The sequence below is a fragment of the Candidatus Legionella polyplacis genome (assembly GCF_037013735.1).
Classification (GTDB): domain Bacteria; phylum Pseudomonadota; class Gammaproteobacteria; order Legionellales; family Legionellaceae; genus Legionella_E; species Legionella_E polyplacis_A.
On the sequence record NZ_CP135136.1, the window covers coordinates 395,567 to 415,426 of the forward strand.

Below are 19,860 nucleotides of genomic sequence, written 5' to 3' on the forward strand. Positions count from 1 at the left end.
ATTTGTTTATATTAAATAGGAATTTATTTAAATTTGTGAAAATTAAGAATTTACCAAAGCATGTTGCTATTGTTATGGATGGAAATGGTAGATGGGCAAAAAAACATGGTTTGGAACGTGTTGATGGGTATAGATATGGTGTAAATGTTATCAAAAATATAATTTTTTATTCTTTAAATCATTGTATACCTATTCTTAGCTTATTTACTTTTAGTAAAGAAAATTGGAGCAGACCAAAGGAGGAGATTGAATCTTTAATGTTGTTGTTTATTAGTGTTTTAGATAGAGAAATTGATAATCTTAATAATCATGATGTTTCTTTACGTTTTTTAGGTGAATGTAAAAAACTTCCTATTTCTTTGAGAGATAGAATAAGAAAGGCAGAATATGTAACTAAAGATAATAAAAAATTGATTTTAAATATAGTAGTAAATTATAGCGGTAGATGGGATTTATTGAAGACAATAAAAAATATTGTAAAATTAGTTGTTTCAAAGAGAATTAATTATAAATTAATTAATAAGTCGTTGATTTCTAAATTTTTATGTACTTACCCACTTCCTGATCCGGATTTATTTATTCGTACTAGTGGAGAAAAAAGAATAAGTAATTTTTTTTTATGGCAATTAGCTTATACTGAGCTATATTTTACTGATGTTTTATGGCCAGATTTTACAATTAAAGATTTTGAAAAAGCTTTAAAAGATTTTAGTTTGAGAAGTCGTCGTTATGGTAATATTTAAAAAAAAATATAAGGTGAAATATAATAATATAGTGTTGATATCAAGATTTATAACATCTTTAATTTTAATTCCATTAGTTTTAATTATTGTTAAATGTTCTAATTATTATTTTTTTATATTTATATTGTTTTTGTTATCTATAATTTGTAGTGTTGAGTGGATGTATTTAATTCCAATAAGTACAACATGGAAAAGGTTGATATTTATCATTGTAATGTTGTTTTGTATTTGGATATTAATTTTTAATATTTTTAAGTATTGTTTGTTATTAATTTTATTAATTTGGATAACATTATTGTGTTTTATAGGAATTTTTCCTAGGTTAAAATTTATTTGGAGTAGTAAATTTATGGTATTTTTGTTTGGGTTAATAGTTTTAACTTCATTTTTTGGAAGTTTGGCTGAAATATACAAATATAAACATGGCAAATGTTTAATGATTAATTTATTTTTTTTAGTTTGGGTTTCAGATATTGGTGCATATTTTTTTGGGAAACAATATGGGAAAATTTTAATAGCTAGTAAGATTAGTAAAGGAAAAACAATTGAAGGGTTTTTGGGAGGTGGTTTTTGTGTTTTATTTTGTGGTTTTTTAGAACATAGATTATTCCATGTAATGGATAATATTTATTATTGGATGATTGTGGTGTTTATTGTATTAGTAATGTCATTATTTGGAGATTTATTTATTAGTATGCTTAAAAGAAGAGTTTTTTTAAAAGATATAAGCGGTTTTTTGCCAGGTCATGGTGGTTTTTTGGATCGTTTGGATAGTTTATTTGCTTCTACTTTTTTTTTTATTTGATAGTAAAATGTTTAATTAATTAAAATTTTAGAAAACATTAATGAAAAGTTGGTTTTTATATTTAAAAATAATGTAATTATAAGTATTAGTGATATTATTTTTAATAATTTATAAATTGATTTTGTTTGTTGATAAATTTTTGTTTAATAAAATTTAGTTTTTTTTATAAAATTTAATAAGATATATATTTTAATATATTTAATTTTTAAAAAAAAGTTCTATTAATAAATAATTATTGTTTTAGTTATATTAGATTAGTGATAAATTTATTGCTATTGATAGTTTTATATAGTTTTTTATATTAGGATTAAAATAGAATGATGAAGTTTTATTCAAAAATTTTTAAAATTTTATTTAAAAATATATTATTTTTTTTGGTTTATTTTTTTTATAGCAACATTGTTAATGTTTCTTATGCATTTATAATTAATAATATTAAAATATATGGTTTAAAGCATATTAATTCTAATAATGTTCTAAATTATTTTTCAAATATAATAGGAAAAGATATAAGCTTTGTAGATCTTAACAGAATTAGTAATAAATTAAATTATACTGGTTTATTTCAATTTATTTCTTTAAAAAAAGTAAATAAGGTATTGTTAGTTAGGTTGATAGAAAAATCAGTTATTAGATCTGTAAATATAGTGGGTTTAAGAAATAATGTTGATATTAATTTAATTGTAAAATTACAAAAGAAGCTGGGAATAGTAAAAGGATCTCTGTTTAGTAGTAATACTTTATTTCGGTTTGAGAAAGATGTTAAAAAAATTTTATTTTTTAATGAAAAATATAATTTATATATTAAATATAAAGTACAATTTTTGAAAATAAATTATGTAGATATAAAAATTTTTATTTTTTCTAAGCCTTTATTTTTTATTAAAAAAATTAAATTTGTTGGTAATAATGTTTTTTCTGAAAAAAAATTATTGTTTGATTTTAATATTTTTAAAGAAAAAATTTTTGGTTTTTTAGGTAAAAACGGTAAGTTTTCTATAGAATCTATAAAAATAATTTTATTAAATGTACTTAAAGTAATTTATATTAATAATGGATATATAAAATTTAGGGTGTTGTCTATTAATACAAATTTATTATCAGATAAAAAAAGTATTTTTGTTAAAGTTGTATTATATGAAGGAAAACAATATCGGTTTGCTGGTTTTTCTTTTTTTGAGAAAAATAATATTATTTCTTTTAATAAAATGATGAAAATAGTTAATATTAAAAAAGGTAATATATTTTCTTGGTCAACTATCAATAATAATGTGATATTGATTAAGTCAGAGTATAGCAAATTAGGTTATGAATTTTCTAATGTTGGTGTGATATTTAATATTAATGATAGAAATAGATTAGTATTTGTTATTTTTGATATGTCTTCAGGAAGACATATGTATGTTAGAAAAATAAGATTTCATGGAAATAAAAAAACTAAGTATTATGTATTGAGAAGTAGGATGGTTCAAAGTAATTTTGGTGAGTTATTATCTTTGAGTAAAATAAGAGAATCTGAGGAAAGAATAAAATCTTTGGGTTATATAAATAGTGTTTATACTAAAATTAATTTGGTTAAAGGTAGTAAAGATCAAGTTGATTTAGATATTTACATCAAAGAATCTTCTTCTAAAAAGATAAATTGTTCTATTGGATATGGATTAAGTGGATTACAATTGAATTTATTTATTCAAGAATTAAATTTGTTCGGTAGTGGGAATTTATTGAGTTTTAAATTTGATAATATTAATTATAGTAAAAATTATTTTATTAGTTATTTAAATCCTTTTTACAATTCTAAAATTGAATATGGTGTTAATTTATATTGTCATAGAGAAATCTTTAATAAATCAGATATTTTTTCTTATCGATCTAATAAAATTGGTTTTGATTTAAATTTAAATATGTTTTTAAATAAAAAAAGTAATTTTAAATTTGGTTTTGGTTATGAAAATTTAGGAATAAAACATGTAAGAAAAGATATGAGATATATACAACGTTTTATTGATATGAATGGGAAAGTTTTTAATCAATTTCGTATTGTTAGTAGTTTGTTTCATCATAGTTATGATAGAGAAGTGTTTCCTACTTCTGGTTTAGAATATTTAATTAATTTATTAGTATCTTTTCCTATTAATATTAATTCTTTGTTTTATTATAAAATTGATTATAAAGGTCGATGGTATATTAATTTAGGAAAAGGTTTTGTTTTTTTTGTATCTAATAATGTGGGTTATGGAAATTCATTTAATAAACGTTCTACTTTACCATTTTTTGAAAATTATTATGCTGGAGGAATATCTAGTTTTGGTCAAGTTAGAGGTTATGAAGTTAATTCATTGGGTCCAAAAGATGATTTTGGAAAAGTAGTAGGAGGAAATTTGTTAATTAACGGAAGTTTTAATCTTATTTTCCCGCATCCATTTACTAATGAAAAAATTCGAAGTTCTATTTTTATAGATATTGGTGGTGTTTTTTCATATAAGTCTTTTAAATATTTATCTGGGAAAAATTATGGATATTTACGTTATTCCTCTGGTTTTTCTATGGAATGGAAATCTCCTTTTGGATTGGTAATGTTTTCCTTAGCAACTCCTCTGAATAAGTATCCATTTGATCAGTGTAAGTTTTTTCAATTTTCTATGTTATCATAATGTGCTTAAAAAGATTTTTTTAGTATTTAATTTCATTAAAATTTGTTTTATTAATCTTTAATTAAAGTTTAAGATAATTAAGGAGATAAATAATATTAGTTTTGTTTTAGATAAATATTTATTTTTATGTAAATTTATTTTTTAAAAAGGAGAGTTTATTATAGTATAATAAGGATCAAGTCATATCAGTAGTATTGAGAAAGTATATATTTTAATATAAGTTATGATTTTAAATGTGAATAATTTTGTATTTATTAATGAAATAATGGATTTATTGCCTCATCGTTATCCATTGTTATTAATTGATAGAGTGTTAGAGTATAAAGTATCTCAGTATTTAATAGCTATAAAAAACGTTTCAATTAATGAAGTGTTTTTTGTTGGGCATTTTCCTAAAAATGCGATTATGCCCGGTGTTTTGATATTAGAATCATTAGCGCAAGCTGGTGGAATCTTATCAAGTTTATCTAATTCTCCTAAAAAAGGTTATAAATTTTTATATTTACTTTCTTCTATTGATAATGCTAAATTTAGGGATTCTGTAATTCCTGGGGATCAGTTATATTTAAAAGTTAGTATCATTAAAAGAAGAAGAAATTTTTGGAAAATATATGGGGAATCGTTAGTTAATAATAAGATTGTTTGTTCTGCTGATTTTATATGTTTTGCAAAAGAAGTTGAAGTTAATAAATAAAATAATTTTGAATATTGTTTATTTCGTAATATTTGGATATATATGGTTTTTTGATTGTCACTGCCTATATTTATAGGAATTTTATAAATTTATTAAATAAATATAGTTTTTAGAAATTTTTTTGATTTATTTTTTTTAAAATGATTGGATAAGGATTATTACATTTTATGTAGTTAATATTATATAATTTTGTTTATTATTTTTTTTAGTTAAATCTTAGTTAAAATTGTTAAGGGTATTTTGTAGTGTTAGATATCAAATTATTACGTAGACATCCTAAATATGTTGAAGGTGAACTTTTAAAACGTAAATTTTTTTTTGATGCAGATTTGTTTAGTAAACTTGATACAGATAGGAAATTTTTGCAAAATTCTATACAGGATTTAAAAGATAAAAAGAAGAAGTATTCTAATTTTATTAAAATTTCTGATAATAGAAAGTCAAAAGATACAAATTGTTTTTTTAATAAAATTAATTTTATTAATGAAGTTTTAAAAACGAAGATATTAAAATTAAAAAAAGTGTTAGAACAAATAGAAGTTATTCTTTTATCATTACCGAATTTTCTTCATTGTTCTGTTCCATTAGGAAATCAAAATGAGGAAATAAGAACATATGGAACTATTTCAAATTTTGGTTTTCCTATAAAATCTCATGATGAGTTAGGAAAAGAATTAGGGCAAATAGATTTTAATAGTGCTGCTAAAATTGTTGGAAGTCGATTTGTTGTGATGAGCTCGCATATTGCTAGGTTACATAGAGCTTTAATTCAGTTTATGATGGATGTTCATGTTCTCGAGCATGATTATCGAGAAATATATACTCCATATATTGTTAATAAAAAGAGTTTGTTTTGTACTGGTCAATTACCTAAATTTTCAAATGGTTTATTTAAATTGTGTGGTGAAGAAGATTTTTATCTTATATCGACTTCAGAGATATCTGTTACTAATATTGTTAGAGATATTATTTTGATGGAAAAAAATTTGCCAATTAAGTATGTTTGTTACTCTCCTTGTTTTAGAAAAGAAGCTGGTTCTTACGGAAAAGATAATAAAGGAATAATAAGACAGCATCAGTTTGAAAAGGTTGAATTAGTATGGATAACTGTACCTGAGAAGTCTTATGAATCTCTTGAGATTTTGATAAATCATGCTGAGGTTATTTTAAAGCGTTTAGAATTACCATATCGTGTTATGAATTTATGTAGGAAGGATATTGGTGTTAATGCTTCTAAGACTTATGATTTAGAAGTGTGGTTTCCTAGTCAAAATTGTTATAGAGAGGTTTCTTCTTGCTCTAATATGGAGGATTTTCAATCTCGTAGAATGAAAGCTAGGTATAGAGAATGTAATACAAATAAAATTAAGTTGGTTCATACGTTAAATGGTTCTGGGTTAGCAGTTGGTAGGGTATTAGCTGCTATTATGGAAAATTATCAAGATGAGAATGGAAATATTTGTGTTCCGAATGTTTTAAAAACCTATTTATCTGGATTAGATATAATAAGGCCTTGTTCTGAAAAGTTATATTAATTGGCATTAATTGTTTTATATTAGTTTAATTAATTAATATTTTTATATGGAAAAATTGTAAGACCATTTTTTATATTTAATTTTATTAATTTAAAATTAAAGATTGATATAACAAAAGGTTTATTAAAGTTTGTTTTTTTGGGATTTGTTGTCAATTATTTTTAATTAAAGTTAAAGTATTGGTTTACTTTCTAATTTATTAGAAATTTTGGTTTTATTTTTGTTAATTAGAATGTTATTTTAAATATAAATTATACTTTTTTGTATTTTTTATATATATAATATATTATAATATGTAAAAGTATAATATTTATTTTTTAAATTTATATTTTTAGTATTAAAAATCGATTATTAATATTATTATTTATATTTATTGATTTAAATAATAATAATTATTGTAGTACAAAAATTTTATTATTAAGAGTTTATTTTATAAAGTGAGGAAAATATGTCACAAAGAGTAACTGGTCGTGTTAAGTGGTTTAATGAAAAAAAAGGATATGGTTTTATTAGTAAAAATGAAGGAGAAGATATTTTTGTACATTATAAAGATATTCAGAGCCCAGGATTTAGAACATTGCATGAAAATGATTTAGTTAGTTTTGTTTTGGGAAAAGGTCCTAAGGGATTTAAAGCACAAGATGTTGTAGTTATGAATGAGTAAATTTATCGTTAATTTCAGTTTTTAAACTTATTTTAATAGTTTTACAAGAATTTTGTGTGGGGTGAGTTATTTATTTTTATATATATTTTGTAAAAATATATAATACTATTTTTATAAATGTTTTTTCAGTATTTTTTAATTTTGTAATTTTAGTAATTATATAAAAAAAATTATTTTGTAGGTAAGTGGTTTTGTCATAAAACAATATGAGTGTTGTTTATAAATAATAAATACAAGTATCATAGTAAAATATATATTATTTGTAATAAATATAGATTTTATGTTTTGAATTATTAATAAATAGAATTTTTATCTAAAAATAATAGTTTTATTACTTTATTTTTTATAATTTTATATTTTATAAATTGTAATATTTAAGTTTTTTTAAGTAATTTTAGGAAATTGAAGTACTATTATTTTAATAGATTTAAAAATAGTGATTTAGATTTGGTATTAATCCAAAATTAAATATTATTATTAATTTATTTGTATGAAATATAAAAATATTTTTAATGAAAATGTTTTGTTTTTAAATAAAGTTTTTTTGATTTTTTTAAATCCACTATTTTTGGTATTTTATTTGTTTTTAATAATGTTATTTTTTTTTATGATTTGATCTTTATCATATATGTTAGTAGATTAAAAATAAGATTTTTTATATTTTTTAATTGGATTACTAAATTTGGAGTGTGGTATATATATTTAATATTATTTATATTTTTTATTATCTATTTTAGATATTTTTATATGTCGTTTATATGGTTTTATAGGTTTTTATTTCTTTTTTTATGTATATTTGTACCGAATATTTGTTGTGGGGTTTTAAAGGTTTTAATTGGTCGTTCTAGGCCAAAATTATTTTTTCTTAAAGGTTTATATGGTATATATGGTTTGAAGTTTGATAAGTTTTTTTGGTCTTTTCCTTCTAGTCATGTAACAACTATTATCAGTATAACATTAGGAATTTCCACTATATATCCTTATTTTTTTTATGTATTAATATTTTTTGCTTTTATTGTATCTCTTTCTCGTGTGTTACTTATGCAACATTATTTAACTGATATATTAATAACTATTTATATAACATTTTTGGAAGTTAATTTTTTTATTTATATTTTTAAAAAAAAGATTTTTTATTGAAATTTCTAAAATTTATGTAGTCATTTTTTGTAATTAATTTATTAATGCTATAATAATATTAAATAATTTTTGTATTTTTTATTGATAACGTTTTATGCTAATTTAGCAAGTATTTAATGGCTTTAGGTAATTAAATGTTGAAAAAATCTTTGTATCGAATTACATTTTCGAATCAAGATGTGGTATATGAAATATATGCTAGTAAAATTTCTGAAAGTGAAATATTTGGATTTATTGAAGTAGAAGATTTTATATTTGGAGAGACTACTTCTTTTATTGTAGATCCTTCTGAAGAGCGTTTAAAAATAGAATTTGGTAGTGTTTTAAGAACATTTATTCCAATGAATTCTATATTTAGAATAGATGAAGTCAAAAAAAGGGGTGTTTCTAAAATTTATGATCGTACGAAAAATATTGGTAAGTTAAATGTTTTTCCAATCCCAAATAAAAATAAAGAGTAAATATTGTATATAAAAAAATATGTTTATTCCACTTAAAATAAGAAAAATTTATGAACAGTCTGTATGTTTATTTAAAATAGAAGAAATAGAAGCTGCTTTGGATAAAATGGCTATAAATATAAGTAATGAGTTATATGATAAAAATCCAGTTATAGTATGCGTTATGGTTGGAGGGTTAGTTTTAATGGGAAATTTATTAATTAGACTTAATTTTCCGTTAGAAGTAGATTATATTCATGTAACTCGTTATTGTGGAAATATCAATGGTGGAATTTTAAAATGGAAAGTAAAGCCTAGAATTAATTTAGTTAATCGTACAGTATTAGTTGTGGATGATATTTTAGATGCAGGGATTACTTTATCTAAAATAATAGAGAAAATAAAGAAAATGAAAACAAAAAAAGTTTATAGTGCTGTTTTAGTGGACAAGAAAAATGAAAATCGTATTTCTTCAAATTTTAAAAGTGCAGATTTTATTGGCTTAAGAGTTAAAAATAATTTTATATTTGGTTATGGTATGGATTATAAAGAATATTTACGCAATGCTCCAGGTATATTTATGTTATCTGAAGATAAAAAATGATTTTTTTGTAAATTTATGTGTTTTATGGTAGAACATTTATTAATTTTATAAAATAAATATAAATAGTATTTTAATATTGGTAATTATTTAATAAAGTGTATTAGTTATATAGATTCTATTGGAACAGAAATTTTTTTTATTCGGTCTTTTATTGTTTCCCATTTAGTTGTATTGGGTGGCATTTCAATTGCTATTATTTTTGCTATTGATTTTTCTGCTTTTCGTAGTTGGAAATAGAATTCAAATGTACTTTGTTTGATTTTATTTGGGAATTTATAAAATAATGGTGTTTTTGGTATAAATTTGATATTAGAAAATGCCAATATATATATTGGCATTTGGTTTTTTTTATAAAAATTTTTGATTGTATTTATATTTTCAAAAAAATATAATGGTTTATTAAATAAATAGTTTTTATTTAATTGATTAGAATTAATGGTTATATGTTTGTTTTGTGTTTTTTGATAAAACTTATTAGTTTTTTTTGTTTTTAATAAGACATTTTTTATGTTTTCAGAGTTAATAGCTCCTAATCGTAATATGTTTAATTTATTTTTTTTTGTTGCATCTATAACAGTTGATTCTATACCTATAGAGCATCGTTTTCCATTTAAAATAAGTATTTTTTCATTTTTTAAATATTCTTTTGTATGTTTAGCTGTAGTTGGACTTATTTTTCCAAAAGTATTTGCTGATGTTATTAATAAAGGCATTTTTAGTTCTTTCAAAATAAAATATAGAATAGGATGAGAAGAACATCTTAATGCTATAGTATTTGTGCTAGAGATAATTAAAGGGTTTATATGTGTATTTGGTTTTGCTTTCATTACTAATGTTAGAGGTCCTGGCCAAAAATTTTTAGTTAGTGTGTGAACGTATCGTGGAATGAAAGAAATCCATTGTTTTATGTTCCAGTTTTTATTTATGTGCAATATTAGTGGATAATTGAATGGTCTTTTTTTTATGGAAAATATTTTTTTAATAGATTTAATATTGTAAATGTTAGTTGCTAGTCCATAAACTGTTTCGGTTGGTATTGCTATAATTTTTCCTTGTTTAATATAAGAGATAGCAAGTTTAATGTTTTTTGTAATAAAGCTCATGTTCTTATTTTATTTTGAGAATTAATAGTTTTTTATATTATATATAATATGTAAGTTTTATAGATATTTGGTATTAGAAATGATTTATTGTTTTTTTTATGTAATTGTTTGTGATTATTGAAGTTATTTATTACTTAAAATAAGTATATAAAAAGTTATTGTTATACTTTATAAGTATAGGATTTTGTTAGTATTATAAGTTTTTATATTTTTATTTATTAATTTTACATTAATTTGTTAAATTATTGCAATTTAGTTGCAATATTTAATTTTTATTTTGATATATATTTTTCTCGTATAATTTGTTGAGATTCGAATCCAATTTTTTTTAATAAAGTTGTTGATTGATCAATCATATTAGGATTTCCACATAAGTAAATAATATCATCTTTCGTATTTAAATTAAAATTTGTTAATGCATTTTGCACATATCCTAAGAATTCATAATTATGTAAAGTATTTTTTTCTTGACTTAAACATGCTTTAAACAAAGTTTGAGGATATTTTTTTGAAAAATCAATAAATTCATTTTTGAATAAGATATCTTTTCTTGTTTTAACTCCTTGTAAAATAATTATTTTTAAGTTTTTGTTATGTTTTAGTTTAGTTTTTAATTCATCTATCATAGATCTGTATGGAGCTATACCTGTATTGGTAGCTAAAAAGATATAACGTTTAAATGTTTCGTTATTAGTTTTTAATATTAGTTTCCCAAAGGGTCCTTTTATATTTAAACATTCGTTATATTTTAAATTAAATAATATTTCTGTTGCCAAACCATTTTTTATGTAACTTACTGCAATTTCTATATATTTTTTTTCGTTTGGTATGTTAGCTATACTATAGCTTCTTTTAATTATTTGATTTTTGTAATTAAAAAATATTGTAATGAATTGACCTGGTTTATAGGAGAACGTAGATTTTTCATCTTTGATTTTAAAAATTAGACTTTTAACATTTTTTGATAGCATTGATGTTTTTTTTAGAATTATATTAAATGTTTTAGAATTCATAATTAATTTGCATTTGTGATGATTAATTTATTATCTAGATTTATTGTTTAATTGTACCATAAGTTTTATAATAAGTGTGATCTAAATTTAGTTTTTGTGTTGTTTTAATTTACATAAGTTAAGATTATTTAGAATAAATTATATATTAATTATTAAATGTTATTTAGCATAAGATAATTTTTATATATTTTTTTTAGATATTTTATATTTATATAAATTGGATATAAGAATATATTAAATAATATTATTAAATTTAATATTTATTGTAAACAGTATGTTTATTACATAATTTTATTTTTGTTGTTACTATATATTATATTTTGGTTGAAATAATCAGTATTATTTATTTTATTTATGTTTTTAATATAATTAAAATAGCTGTAATATTTTTATGTGTTTATGAAATAGATTTTGTGGAGTCAATGTATTTTAATAAATTTCTGAATTAAAGTGGATTTAATAAAATTATATGTTTGGAACTTGCAAAAATAGTATTTTGTATATATTTTTAATATATTAACTTTATTTTATCTTTTTTTCTTCAAATAAACAATGTTTTTTTATAGTAGGGTCATATTTCATGAGTTTTAATTTGTTGGGAGTATTTTTGTTATTTTTTGTTGTTGTAGTGAAATATCCACTTCCTGATGTAGATAATAATTTTATTTTTGTTCTAGATTTTGACATTGTTTTTTTATATTTTTTTTATGTGTTAAAGTTATTTATTTATTGAATATTCATTCCTTGTTTTTCTAGTATTTTTATACCTTTTTTGCTGACTTTAATCCTTATGAACTTATTTTTTTTTGGAATCCAAAAACGATGAAAGTGTAAATTTGGAAAAAATTTTCTTTTTGTTTTATTGTTTGAATGTGATACGTTATTTCCTTTCATGGGTCTTTTTTTGGTTATTTTGCATATACGAGACATATTAAAAATGAATCATTTAGATGTTAAAATTATTTTTTTAAAGGATTATAGCATTGAAACAATATAAAGTGCAATTAAATATTGTATTTTTTAAATATTTTCAAGTTATTAATTGGTTTTGTTAATATGATTAGAATTTTAAGATATTTATTAAACAATTTATGTTTTATAATATGTATATGTTGAATCGGATTAAAAGTTTTTCTATAAGATCTAATAAAAGAATGAGTAATAGACAATTTCAAGCTTTAAAGAAATTGTTAAGTTTTTATAAATTAGATTTAAATTATGAAAAATGGGATTTTTATTCTGTTTTTAATAGAAAATCAGATACTATTATAGAAATAGGATTTGGTATGGGGGATTTTTTACTTTTTGCAGCTGAGAAAAATTTACATTTAAATTTTATTGGTATTGATGTATATGATCCTGGGATTGGGAATGTTTTAGCTAATGTAGAGGATAGAAATATTAAAAATATTCGTATTGCACCTTATGATGCTGTTGATGTTTTTAAATATCAAGTAAAAGATAGATCTTTAATGGGTGTACAGATTTTTTTTCCAGATCCTTGGCCAAAAAGAAAGCATCATAAGCGTAGATTAATTCAATTTGATTTTGTTAATTCTCTTATTTCCAAGATCAGAGAATATGGATTTTTATTTTGTATGACGGATTGTGAGAGCTATGCAAAAAGTATGAGAACTATTTTTAGTAGTTATTCTAGTTTAAAATTAGTTGATAATGATTGTTTTAATCATGTTAAAAACAGTTATTTATTTTTTTTAAATAACGACACAAGACCGTTAACGAAATTTGAACGTCGTAGTAAAAAATTATTTTCATCTATATGGAAATTAGTATATTTAGTTATATAATAAGATTTTTATTTTGTTAAATATACTTTTTTAGATTTTAAAGCAATATTATTTGATATTGTAGTTTTTTAAAAAAATTTTGAATTTTTATTGATATAATTATTTTTATTTTAATAATTATATTAATGTAAAGAGATATATTATTTTAGTTTTAATATTTAGATATTAATACAATTAAATTTGTTTTTTTTAAATGATTATTATTTATTTAATAAAACGTTAGTTTATATTTTTAATGAAGATTATCAGTTTTAATGTTAATGGAATTCGTTCAGTTATAAAAAAAGGATTTTTTGATTGGTTATTTACACAAGATGCTGATATAGTGTGTATTCAAGAAGTGAGAGTTAAGATAGAAAGAAGTAGAGTTTTTTTACCAAAGGAAAGTGTTTATAATTTTAAAGATTATTTTTGTACATATTTTAGTGCTAAAAAAAATGGTTACAGTGGTGTAGCAATTTTTTCTCGTTATAAACCTAAACATGTTAAATTTGGTTTAGATTTTTTTTTATGTGATAATGAAGGTAGATATTTACAATTTGATTATTCAAAATTTAGTGTTGCATCTGTTTATTTTCCTTCTGGAAGTAGTGGAAGTTATAGGCAAGAGGTAAAGTATGAATTTTTAAATAATTTTTTAAAGTTTTTGTTGAGTTTAAAAAAATCTGAAAAGGAAATTATTTTTTGTGGAGATTTTAATATTGCACATAAAAAGATAGATATTAGAAATTGGCGTGGTAATCAAAAAAAATCTGGTTTTTTAATAGAAGAAAGGAAATGGATGGATAAGATATTTGAAGATTTTGATTTAGTAGATGCATTTCGTGTATTAAATAAGAGTAAAAATCAGTATACTTGGTGGAGTTATCGTAATTTTAAATCTTGGATGAATAATATAGGTTGGAGAATTGATTATCAGATTGTTACAAAAGGTTTAGCAAATAGAGTGTGTAATGTTAATATCTATAAAGAAAATCGTTGGTCTGATCATGCTCCTTTGATTATTGAATATAATGGTAATTGGTTTTGATTAAATTTGCTACGTGGAATGTTAATTCTTTAAAAGTTCGTTTGAGTTATGTTTTAGATTGGATTAAATTTTTTAATATAGATGTATTAGCATTGCAAGAGACTAAATTACAAAATAAAAATTTCCCGGAAAAAATTTTTTTTGATTTAGGTTATTATACAGTGTTTAATGGTCAAAAATCTTATAATGGAGTTGCTATTATAAGTAAATTTCCAATCATGAATAATAGTGTGATTAATTATAAGAATTTGGGATATTTAGGTTCTCGTTTGTTGGCTGTTACGATTTTAGATATTAGGATTATTAATATATATGTTCCAAATGGATTTAATATAGGTTCAGAAAAATTTTTGTATAAGTTAATTTGGTTAAAAGATTTGATTTCTTTTATTAAGAGTCAATTATGTTTTTATTCAAAAATAATTATTTTGGGTGATTTTAATATTGCTCCAGGAGATAGTGATATTTATGATTCTAAAAGAATCAAAGATTGTTTGTTAGTCAGTAAAGTTGAACGTAATTTTTTTTTTAAAATATTGTCTTTAGGTTTTAAGGATATTTTTAGTTTATTATTGAAATATGAACAATGTTTTAGTTGGTGGGATTATAGATTTAATAGTTTTGAATTGAATAAAGGTTTTCGTATAGATCATATATTATTAAGTAATAGTTTATTGAATATATGTATAGATTTTGGAATTGATAAATATCTTAGAGGATTAAATAGACCTTCAGATCATGCACCAGTATGGTGTGTATTAAATTATGTAGGTTAGATGCTTTTGTAGGTGAGTTTATTTATAATAGATTATTTATTGAATAAAAATTTTTTTTGTGATATGAATTAAAATAAAGATTTTTGTTGTTATTATTAAAAATTATTAGTAGATAAAAATTAATAATTATTAATATATTTCATAATATATATGAAATTGGAGAATGTTAATGAAAGATTTAGTACATCCTAAATACACTGATATAGAAGTTAGGTGTAATTGTGGTTATTATTTTATTGTTGGTTCAACTTTAAATAAAAGTTTGAATATTGAAATTTGTTCTCAGTGTCATCCATTTTATACAGGAACGCAAAAGATAGTTAGTGCAGGTGGTAGAGTTCAAAAGTTTATAGATCGTTATAAAATAAAGTAAGATATTTTTGTTTTTTAATAAAGTTAAAATTAATAATGTTATAAAAGTATATATATTATGTATAGTTAGTATTGGCGCTTGTGTAGCGCCTTTTTTATATTTTGAATTTTATTTTTAAATAAGATACTTATTGTTATAATATTTGTTTGTTAAAACATTAAATTTTTTTATTAGTTTTTATTTTATTGAGTATTAAATTAAAATTATGTTCTAATGAAAATTAGTTTTTAAAAAAATTTGTTTTTACATAAAGTTAATGAAATTTTGATGAGTAAACATGTTTTAAAAGAAATATAGTTTTTATGTTAATTTCATATAAATTTAGGATTTTTTTATGTATGAAGAAAAGATAGAAAATAAAATATTTTTAAATAATAAAAAAAGACAATGTACAATATTTTATTGGTTTATATGTGGTCTTAGTGCTTTATATTATAGTTATGAATATTTTTTACGTATTTTCCCCAGTGTTATGGAGAGTTCTTTGCGTGAGTATTTTCATTTGTCAGCTACTGGATTTGGATTTTTATCTGTTTTTTATTACTGTGCTTATGTTCCAATGCAATTACCTGTTGGAATGTTATTAGATTATTATGGTCCTAGATTATCTTTAACAGTAGCTTGTTGTTTTTGTGTTATAGGTACTTTTGTATTTTCTAATACAAATATATTTTGGATTGCTGCGGTAGGAAGATTTTTAGTTGGATTTGGATCTTCTTTTGCATTTGTTGGTGTTTTAAAATTAGCGACAATTTGGCTTCCAAGGGATAAGTTAGCTTTAATAGCAGGAATAACTGCATCTTTAGGAACTATTGGTGCTATGATTGCAGATAATTTACTTGGAGAGTTAGTGATTGCTGTAGGTTGGAAAAGAGCTATAAATTTTACTGCTCTTTTTGGATTTTTTTTAGTTATTATGTTATGGATTGGTATTAGAGATAAAAAACAATATGAAGTTTCTGATAATTTGTATTTAAGTTTTAAAAAAAGTTTTATAAGTTTATGTGTTATTATTTGTAATAAACAAATTTGGGTAAATGGTTTTTTTGGATGTTTGGTTTATTTACCTACAACTGTGTTTGCTGAATTATGGGGAGTTCCTTATTTAGTTCATGCTTGTAATTTTACGCAAGAAGAAGCTAATTTTGCTAATTCTTTATTATTTTTTGGTTTTACTGTTGGTGCTCCTTTAATGGGATATATATCTGACAGATTACGATGTCGTAAGATACCAATGTTATTTGGAGCTTCTGGAGCAGCAGGTGTTATGTTAATAATTTTATATTATCCTTGGTTAAGTAAATGTTCAATTAATTTTTTGGTATTTATTTTGGGTATATTATATAGCGTTCAATGTATTGTGTTTGTTATTGGTAGAGAAATAGGATCTGAAGAATATTCTGGTACTTCAATGGCTGTTACAAATATGATAGTGATGCTTGGAGCGATGTTTTTGCAACCTTTTGTAGGAAATTTATTAGATTTAAGCTTGTCACTGCATACAAGTAAAGTTTTTTTAGGTAATATAGATAATATTAATAGGGTTAAAGATTTATATACTAGGATTGATTATCAATTTGCTTTATCTAGCATACCTATTGGTATTATTATTGCTGTTATTTTAGCCTTTTTTTTAAAGGAAACTTATGTTAATAAAACTAAATAAAAGTTTTTGTTATAAAATTTTAAGTTTTATTATAGATATAAATATTTTACTAATTTAAATTAGATATGTTGTATAGTTAATATTATTGAATTATAGTAAATTATTTATTTTTGTTTAGTAGATTTTTATTATGTCTTTAGTTTAGTTTTTAAAAAATTGTTAATTTAGTTATTATCAAAAGTATTTTAAGATGGTATAAATAGATATTTAAAAAAGAATAATATTTTTTTATTTAAAATATATGGTTTAAAAATGATAAATTTAATCTGGTTGGGTATGATTATACTATCGTTTATTAGTGCGATTATTCAAAATCGTATAGATCAATTGATGATATCTATTATTAAGTCTGCTAAGTTTGGTTTTCAAATTGCCATTAATTTATCTGGAATAATGGCCTTGTGGTTAGGTGTTATGAAAGTTATTTTAGATTCCGGTTTAATTAATTATTTGTCTAGAATTCTTAAACCTATTATGTATGTTTTATTCCCGGATATTCCAATTTTTCATCCAGCTATTAAAGCCATGTCATTAAATATAATTGCTAATATTTTAGGTTTATCTAATGCTGCCACTCCGTTTGGATTGCAGGCAATGAAGGAGTTACATAAATTAAATAATTATGTAGATTATGCTACTAATTCTATGTGTACTTTTGTTGCTATTAATATTTCTAGTATTCAAGTTATTCCTATAACTACACTTGCTTTGCTTTCTATGAATGGAAATTTACATCCTGGAAAAATTGTGTACGCTATTTTATTAGCTACATCAGTATCTACTATTGTGGCTATTTTTTTTACGAAAATCTTTGAGAAATATTATACTTATCAGGTAGATAAGTAAAGAGTTTTATTATAGTGGGATATGACAATATGTTTATTGATTTAAGTAAATTTTTTAGTTTTTTATTTGTTTTTTTCTTTATTTTTGTTTTTGTTTATGCTGCCTTTGTAAGGGTTAATGTTTTTGATGTTTTTGTTTCCGGAGCTAAGGATGGGTTTTCAACTAGTATTGTTTTGGTTCCATATTTAGTAGCTATGATAGTTGCTGTTGGTATGTTACGTTCATCTGGTTTTTTTGAAATAATTGAGAAGATTCTTCATCCTGTATTATTTAAATTAGGTATTCCTTCTTTATTGTTACCATTAATATTAATTAGGCCATTTTCTGGTAGTGCTTCTATAGGAATTATGGCTGAATTAATGCATGAATATGGAGGAAATTCTGATATTGCTAAAATGGCTGCTATTATGATGGGTAGTACAGAAACTACTTTTTATATTATTACTACTTATTTTGGTATTATAGGTATTAAAAATACGAGATATACTGTTTTGGTTGGTTTACTGGCTGATTTTTTTGGGATTGCTTCTAGTATTGTTATTTTTCATTTTTTTTTTAAGAAATTAGTTTTAATTAGATAAATAACGGTATTAACTGATGTTATACAAATAGTTGTTTTTTAGTAAAAATTATTTGTTTTGTTGTATTTATGTAAACTTTAAAGTTTTGTTTATTAATAATGAATTATATATGTTAGAAATTTACAGTTCAAAAAAACAAGTTTGGTACGATAAGTTAATTTCTGGATGTTGTGAAATTATATCGATTAGTGAATTGATTTATAAATTGAAAAGTAAGAAGAAATTAGTTATTAAGGCTGGTTTTGATCCAACATCTGCAGATTTGCATTTAGGTCATGTTCTCATTCTTAAGAAATTGAGTCAATTTCAAATGTTGGGGCATCAGATTATTTGTTTAATTGGTGATTTTACTGCTAGGATAGGTGATCCTAGTGGAAGTAGTGTTTCTCGAGTACCTCTTTCCAAAGAAAGTATCTGGAATAATATTAGATTTTATGAGGAACAAATATTCAAAGTTCTTGATAGAAATAAGACAAAGATAGTTTATAATTCTGCATGGTTAAATACTTTGAGTATTGAAGATTTTTTTAGTTTAATGTCTAAGTGTTCTGTTTCTAGAATATTTCAGAGAGAAGATTTTCGAAGAAGATATTCTTTGAAAAAATCTATTTTAATTAATGAATTTTTATATCCTTTGTTACAAGGTTATGATTCTGTGGTTCTAAATGCTGATGTTGAGGTAGGAGGTATTGATCAGAAATTTAATTTATTGATTGGAAGAGAGATTCAAAAGAAATATGGATTGACACCACAATGTGTTATGATGCTGCCATTGATGACAGGTTTAGATGGTGTTAGAAAAATGTCAAAATCTTTTAATAATTATATTGGAATTAATGAATCTCCTGAAGAGATATTTGGAAAAATTATGTCTATTTCAGATAATACAATGTGGCATTATATTAAAGTGTTAGATTTAAAATCTTTGTGTGGATTCGATTTATTTAGTCAAACAAAAAAGATTAGTGGATTAGATATAATGAATGTTAAAGTTTTGTTAGCTAAAGAATTAGTTATGTTTTTATATACTCGTAAAGATGCTAATTTGGCACATAAGATATTTATAGATAAGTTTAGAAATAAATTAGTTCCAGAGAATTTAATTATAGAAACTATTTTATATGATGAAGGGTTGTCTATTATAAATATTTTGAGACATTTAAATTTTTCTCGAAGTAATTCTGAATCTTTTCGTTTAATAAAACAAGGTGCTGTTAAAATTGATGGTAAACGTATTTTTGATTTATCTGTGCGATTTTTTGAAAATAAAATATATATTATACAAGTTGGTAAATTACGTTTTTCTAAATTTATTTTAAAAAAATAATGGAAAAATATATTTCATATAAAAAGTTTGACAAATTTATTAAGTAAGTATAATATTT

The 19,860-nt window shown here is 22.0% G+C and carries 21 protein-coding genes; 17 read left to right on the forward strand and 4 right to left on the reverse strand.

Annotated features, from left to right (window positions below; genetic code table 11):
• Nucleotides 1-74 precede the first annotated feature (74 nt).
• From uppS to RQL38_RS01985, 9 genes are all read left to right on the forward strand, one after another.
• Nucleotides 75-743, forward strand: a complete 669-nt coding sequence (gene uppS, locus RQL38_RS01945) for a polyprenyl diphosphate synthase (RefSeq protein ID WP_338522007.1) — start codon at nucleotides 75-77, stop codon at nucleotides 741-743.
• The gene (locus RQL38_RS01950; protein ID WP_338521372.1) at nucleotides 730-1,548 is read left to right on the forward strand and encodes a phosphatidate cytidylyltransferase; all 819 of its coding nucleotides are present in this window, start codon (nucleotides 730-732) and stop codon (nucleotides 1,546-1,548) included. Before uppS ends, RQL38_RS01950 begins: the two co-directional genes overlap by 14 nt.
• A gap of 317 nt (nucleotides 1,549-1,865) precedes the next feature.
• Nucleotides 1,866-4,202 (forward strand): outer membrane protein assembly factor BamA, encoded by a 2,337-nt coding sequence (gene bamA / locus RQL38_RS01955; protein WP_338521374.1) that lies wholly within the window; start codon nucleotides 1,866-1,868, stop codon nucleotides 4,200-4,202.
• A gap of 235 nt (nucleotides 4,203-4,437) precedes the next feature.
• Nucleotides 4,438-4,896, forward strand: coding sequence for a 3-hydroxyacyl-ACP dehydratase FabZ (gene fabZ, locus RQL38_RS01960; protein ID WP_338522009.1), 459 nt, complete (start codon nucleotides 4,438-4,440; stop codon nucleotides 4,894-4,896).
• A 245-nt stretch (nucleotides 4,897-5,141) separates the two neighbouring features.
• A complete protein-coding gene (gene serS, locus RQL38_RS01965) occupies nucleotides 5,142-6,431 on the forward strand; it encodes a serine--tRNA ligase (protein ID WP_338521376.1) in 1,290 nt (429 codons plus the stop codon).
• Nucleotides 6,432-6,879: 448 nt separating this feature from the next.
• Entirely contained in the window at nucleotides 6,880-7,095 is a 216-nt protein-coding gene (locus RQL38_RS01970) for a cold-shock protein (RefSeq protein WP_100114910.1), read from the forward strand.
• A gap of 747 nt (nucleotides 7,096-7,842) precedes the next feature.
• A complete protein-coding gene (locus RQL38_RS01975) occupies nucleotides 7,843-8,235 on the forward strand; it encodes a phosphatase PAP2 family protein (RefSeq protein ID WP_338521378.1) in 393 nt (130 codons plus the stop codon).
• A gap of 134 nt (nucleotides 8,236-8,369) precedes the next feature.
• Complete coding sequence (locus tag RQL38_RS01980; protein ID WP_338521380.1) at nucleotides 8,370-8,696, forward strand: DUF1820 family protein; 327 nt, start codon at nucleotides 8,370-8,372, stop codon at nucleotides 8,694-8,696.
• 19 nt (nucleotides 8,697-8,715) lie between these two features.
• Nucleotides 8,716-9,279, forward strand: coding sequence for a hypoxanthine-guanine phosphoribosyltransferase (locus RQL38_RS01985; protein WP_338521382.1), 564 nt, complete (start codon nucleotides 8,716-8,718; stop codon nucleotides 9,277-9,279).
• 104 nt (nucleotides 9,280-9,383) lie between these two features.
• Here RQL38_RS01985 and RQL38_RS01990 read toward each other — a convergent pair whose 3' ends face one another.
• The 4 genes from RQL38_RS01990 to rpmB form a co-directional block, all read right to left on the reverse strand.
• Nucleotides 9,384-10,382, reverse strand: coding sequence for an L-threonylcarbamoyladenylate synthase (locus RQL38_RS01990; RefSeq protein WP_338521384.1), 999 nt, complete (start codon nucleotides 10,380-10,382; stop codon nucleotides 9,384-9,386).
• Between the two features lie 272 nt (nucleotides 10,383-10,654).
• Nucleotides 10,655-11,395, reverse strand: a complete 741-nt coding sequence (locus RQL38_RS01995; RefSeq protein ID WP_338521386.1) for an FAD-binding oxidoreductase — start codon at nucleotides 11,393-11,395, stop codon at nucleotides 10,655-10,657.
• A 522-nt stretch (nucleotides 11,396-11,917) separates the two neighbouring features.
• Nucleotides 11,918-12,082: a 50S ribosomal protein L33 gene (gene rpmG / locus RQL38_RS02000; protein ID WP_338521388.1), complete on the reverse strand. Its 165-nt coding sequence runs from the start codon at nucleotides 12,080-12,082 to the stop codon at nucleotides 11,918-11,920.
• Nucleotides 12,083-12,121: 39 nt separating this feature from the next.
• Nucleotides 12,122-12,325, reverse strand: coding sequence for a 50S ribosomal protein L28 (rpmB, locus tag RQL38_RS02005; protein ID WP_338521390.1), 204 nt, complete (start codon nucleotides 12,323-12,325; stop codon nucleotides 12,122-12,124).
• Nucleotides 12,326-12,504: 179 nt separating this feature from the next.
• Here rpmB and trmB point away from each other — a divergent pair, with 179 nt between their 5' ends.
• The 8 genes from trmB to tyrS all read left to right on the forward strand — a co-directional run bounded on the left by trmB (nucleotide 12,505) and on the right by tyrS (nucleotide 19,802).
• Entirely contained in the window at nucleotides 12,505-13,203 is a 699-nt protein-coding gene (trmB, locus tag RQL38_RS02010; protein ID WP_338521392.1) for a tRNA (guanosine(46)-N7)-methyltransferase TrmB, read from the forward strand.
• A gap of 235 nt (nucleotides 13,204-13,438) precedes the next feature.
• Entirely contained in the window at nucleotides 13,439-14,233 is a 795-nt protein-coding gene (locus RQL38_RS02015; RefSeq protein WP_338521394.1) for an exodeoxyribonuclease III, read from the forward strand.
• Nucleotides 14,230-15,009, forward strand: coding sequence for an exodeoxyribonuclease III (gene xth / locus RQL38_RS02020; protein ID WP_338521396.1), 780 nt, complete (start codon nucleotides 14,230-14,232; stop codon nucleotides 15,007-15,009). Before RQL38_RS02015 ends, xth begins: the two co-directional genes overlap by 4 nt.
• Before the next feature lie 169 nt (nucleotides 15,010-15,178).
• On the forward strand, nucleotides 15,179-15,382 hold the full coding sequence (rpmE, locus tag RQL38_RS02025; protein WP_338521398.1) for a 50S ribosomal protein L31: 204 nt from the start codon (nucleotides 15,179-15,181) through the stop codon (nucleotides 15,380-15,382).
• A 334-nt stretch (nucleotides 15,383-15,716) separates the two neighbouring features.
• Nucleotides 15,717-17,048 (forward strand): MFS transporter, encoded by a 1,332-nt coding sequence (locus tag RQL38_RS02030; RefSeq protein WP_338521399.1) that lies wholly within the window; start codon nucleotides 15,717-15,719, stop codon nucleotides 17,046-17,048.
• A gap of 252 nt (nucleotides 17,049-17,300) precedes the next feature.
• Nucleotides 17,301-17,894 (forward strand): nucleoside recognition domain-containing protein, encoded by a 594-nt coding sequence (locus RQL38_RS02035; protein WP_338521401.1) that lies wholly within the window; start codon nucleotides 17,301-17,303, stop codon nucleotides 17,892-17,894.
• A gap of 29 nt (nucleotides 17,895-17,923) precedes the next feature.
• A complete protein-coding gene (locus RQL38_RS02040) occupies nucleotides 17,924-18,475 on the forward strand; it encodes a nucleoside recognition domain-containing protein (protein WP_338521403.1) in 552 nt (183 codons plus the stop codon).
• Between the two features lie 109 nt (nucleotides 18,476-18,584).
• Complete coding sequence (gene tyrS, locus RQL38_RS02045; protein ID WP_338521404.1) at nucleotides 18,585-19,802, forward strand: tyrosine--tRNA ligase; 1,218 nt, start codon at nucleotides 18,585-18,587, stop codon at nucleotides 19,800-19,802.
• Nucleotides 19,803-19,860: the final 58 nt, after the last annotated feature.

Coding starts and splice junctions, on each gene's coding strand:
- uppS (WP_338522007.1), top strand. CDS start 75: ATGGATGGAAATGGTAGATGGGCAAAAAAACATGGTTTGGAACGTGTT.
- RQL38_RS01950 (WP_338521372.1), top strand. CDS start 730: ATGGTAATATTTAAAAAAAAATATAAGGTGAAATATAATAATATAGTG.
- bamA (WP_338521374.1), top strand. CDS start 1,866: ATGATGAAGTTTTATTCAAAAATTTTTAAAATTTTATTTAAAAATATA.
- RQL38_RS01970 (WP_100114910.1), top strand. CDS start 6,880: ATGTCACAAAGAGTAACTGGTCGTGTTAAGTGGTTTAATGAAAAAAAA.
- RQL38_RS01975 (WP_338521378.1), top strand. CDS start 7,843: ATGTCGTTTATATGGTTTTATAGGTTTTTATTTCTTTTTTTATGTATA.
- RQL38_RS01980 (WP_338521380.1), top strand. CDS start 8,370: ATGTTGAAAAAATCTTTGTATCGAATTACATTTTCGAATCAAGATGTG.
- RQL38_RS01985 (WP_338521382.1), top strand. CDS start 8,716: ATGTTTATTCCACTTAAAATAAGAAAAATTTATGAACAGTCTGTATGT.
- RQL38_RS01990 (WP_338521384.1), bottom strand. CDS start 10,382: ATGAGCTTTATTACAAAAAACATTAAACTTGCTATCTCTTATATTAAA.
- RQL38_RS01995 (WP_338521386.1), bottom strand. CDS start 11,395: ATGAATTCTAAAACATTTAATATAATTCTAAAAAAAACATCAATGCTA.
- rpmG (WP_338521388.1), bottom strand. CDS start 12,082: ATGTCAAAATCTAGAACAAAAATAAAATTATTATCTACATCAGGAAGT.
- rpmB (WP_338521390.1), bottom strand. CDS start 12,325: ATGTCTCGTATATGCAAAATAACCAAAAAAAGACCCATGAAAGGAAAT.
- trmB (WP_338521392.1), top strand. CDS start 12,505: ATGTTGAATCGGATTAAAAGTTTTTCTATAAGATCTAATAAAAGAATG.
- RQL38_RS02015 (WP_338521394.1), top strand. CDS start 13,439: ATGAAGATTATCAGTTTTAATGTTAATGGAATTCGTTCAGTTATAAAA.
- rpmE (WP_338521398.1), top strand. CDS start 15,179: ATGAAAGATTTAGTACATCCTAAATACACTGATATAGAAGTTAGGTGT.
- RQL38_RS02030 (WP_338521399.1), top strand. CDS start 15,717: ATGTATGAAGAAAAGATAGAAAATAAAATATTTTTAAATAATAAAAAA.
- RQL38_RS02035 (WP_338521401.1), top strand. CDS start 17,301: ATGATAAATTTAATCTGGTTGGGTATGATTATACTATCGTTTATTAGT.
- RQL38_RS02040 (WP_338521403.1), top strand. CDS start 17,924: ATGTTTATTGATTTAAGTAAATTTTTTAGTTTTTTATTTGTTTTTTTC.
- tyrS (WP_338521404.1), top strand. CDS start 18,585: ATGTTAGAAATTTACAGTTCAAAAAAACAAGTTTGGTACGATAAGTTA.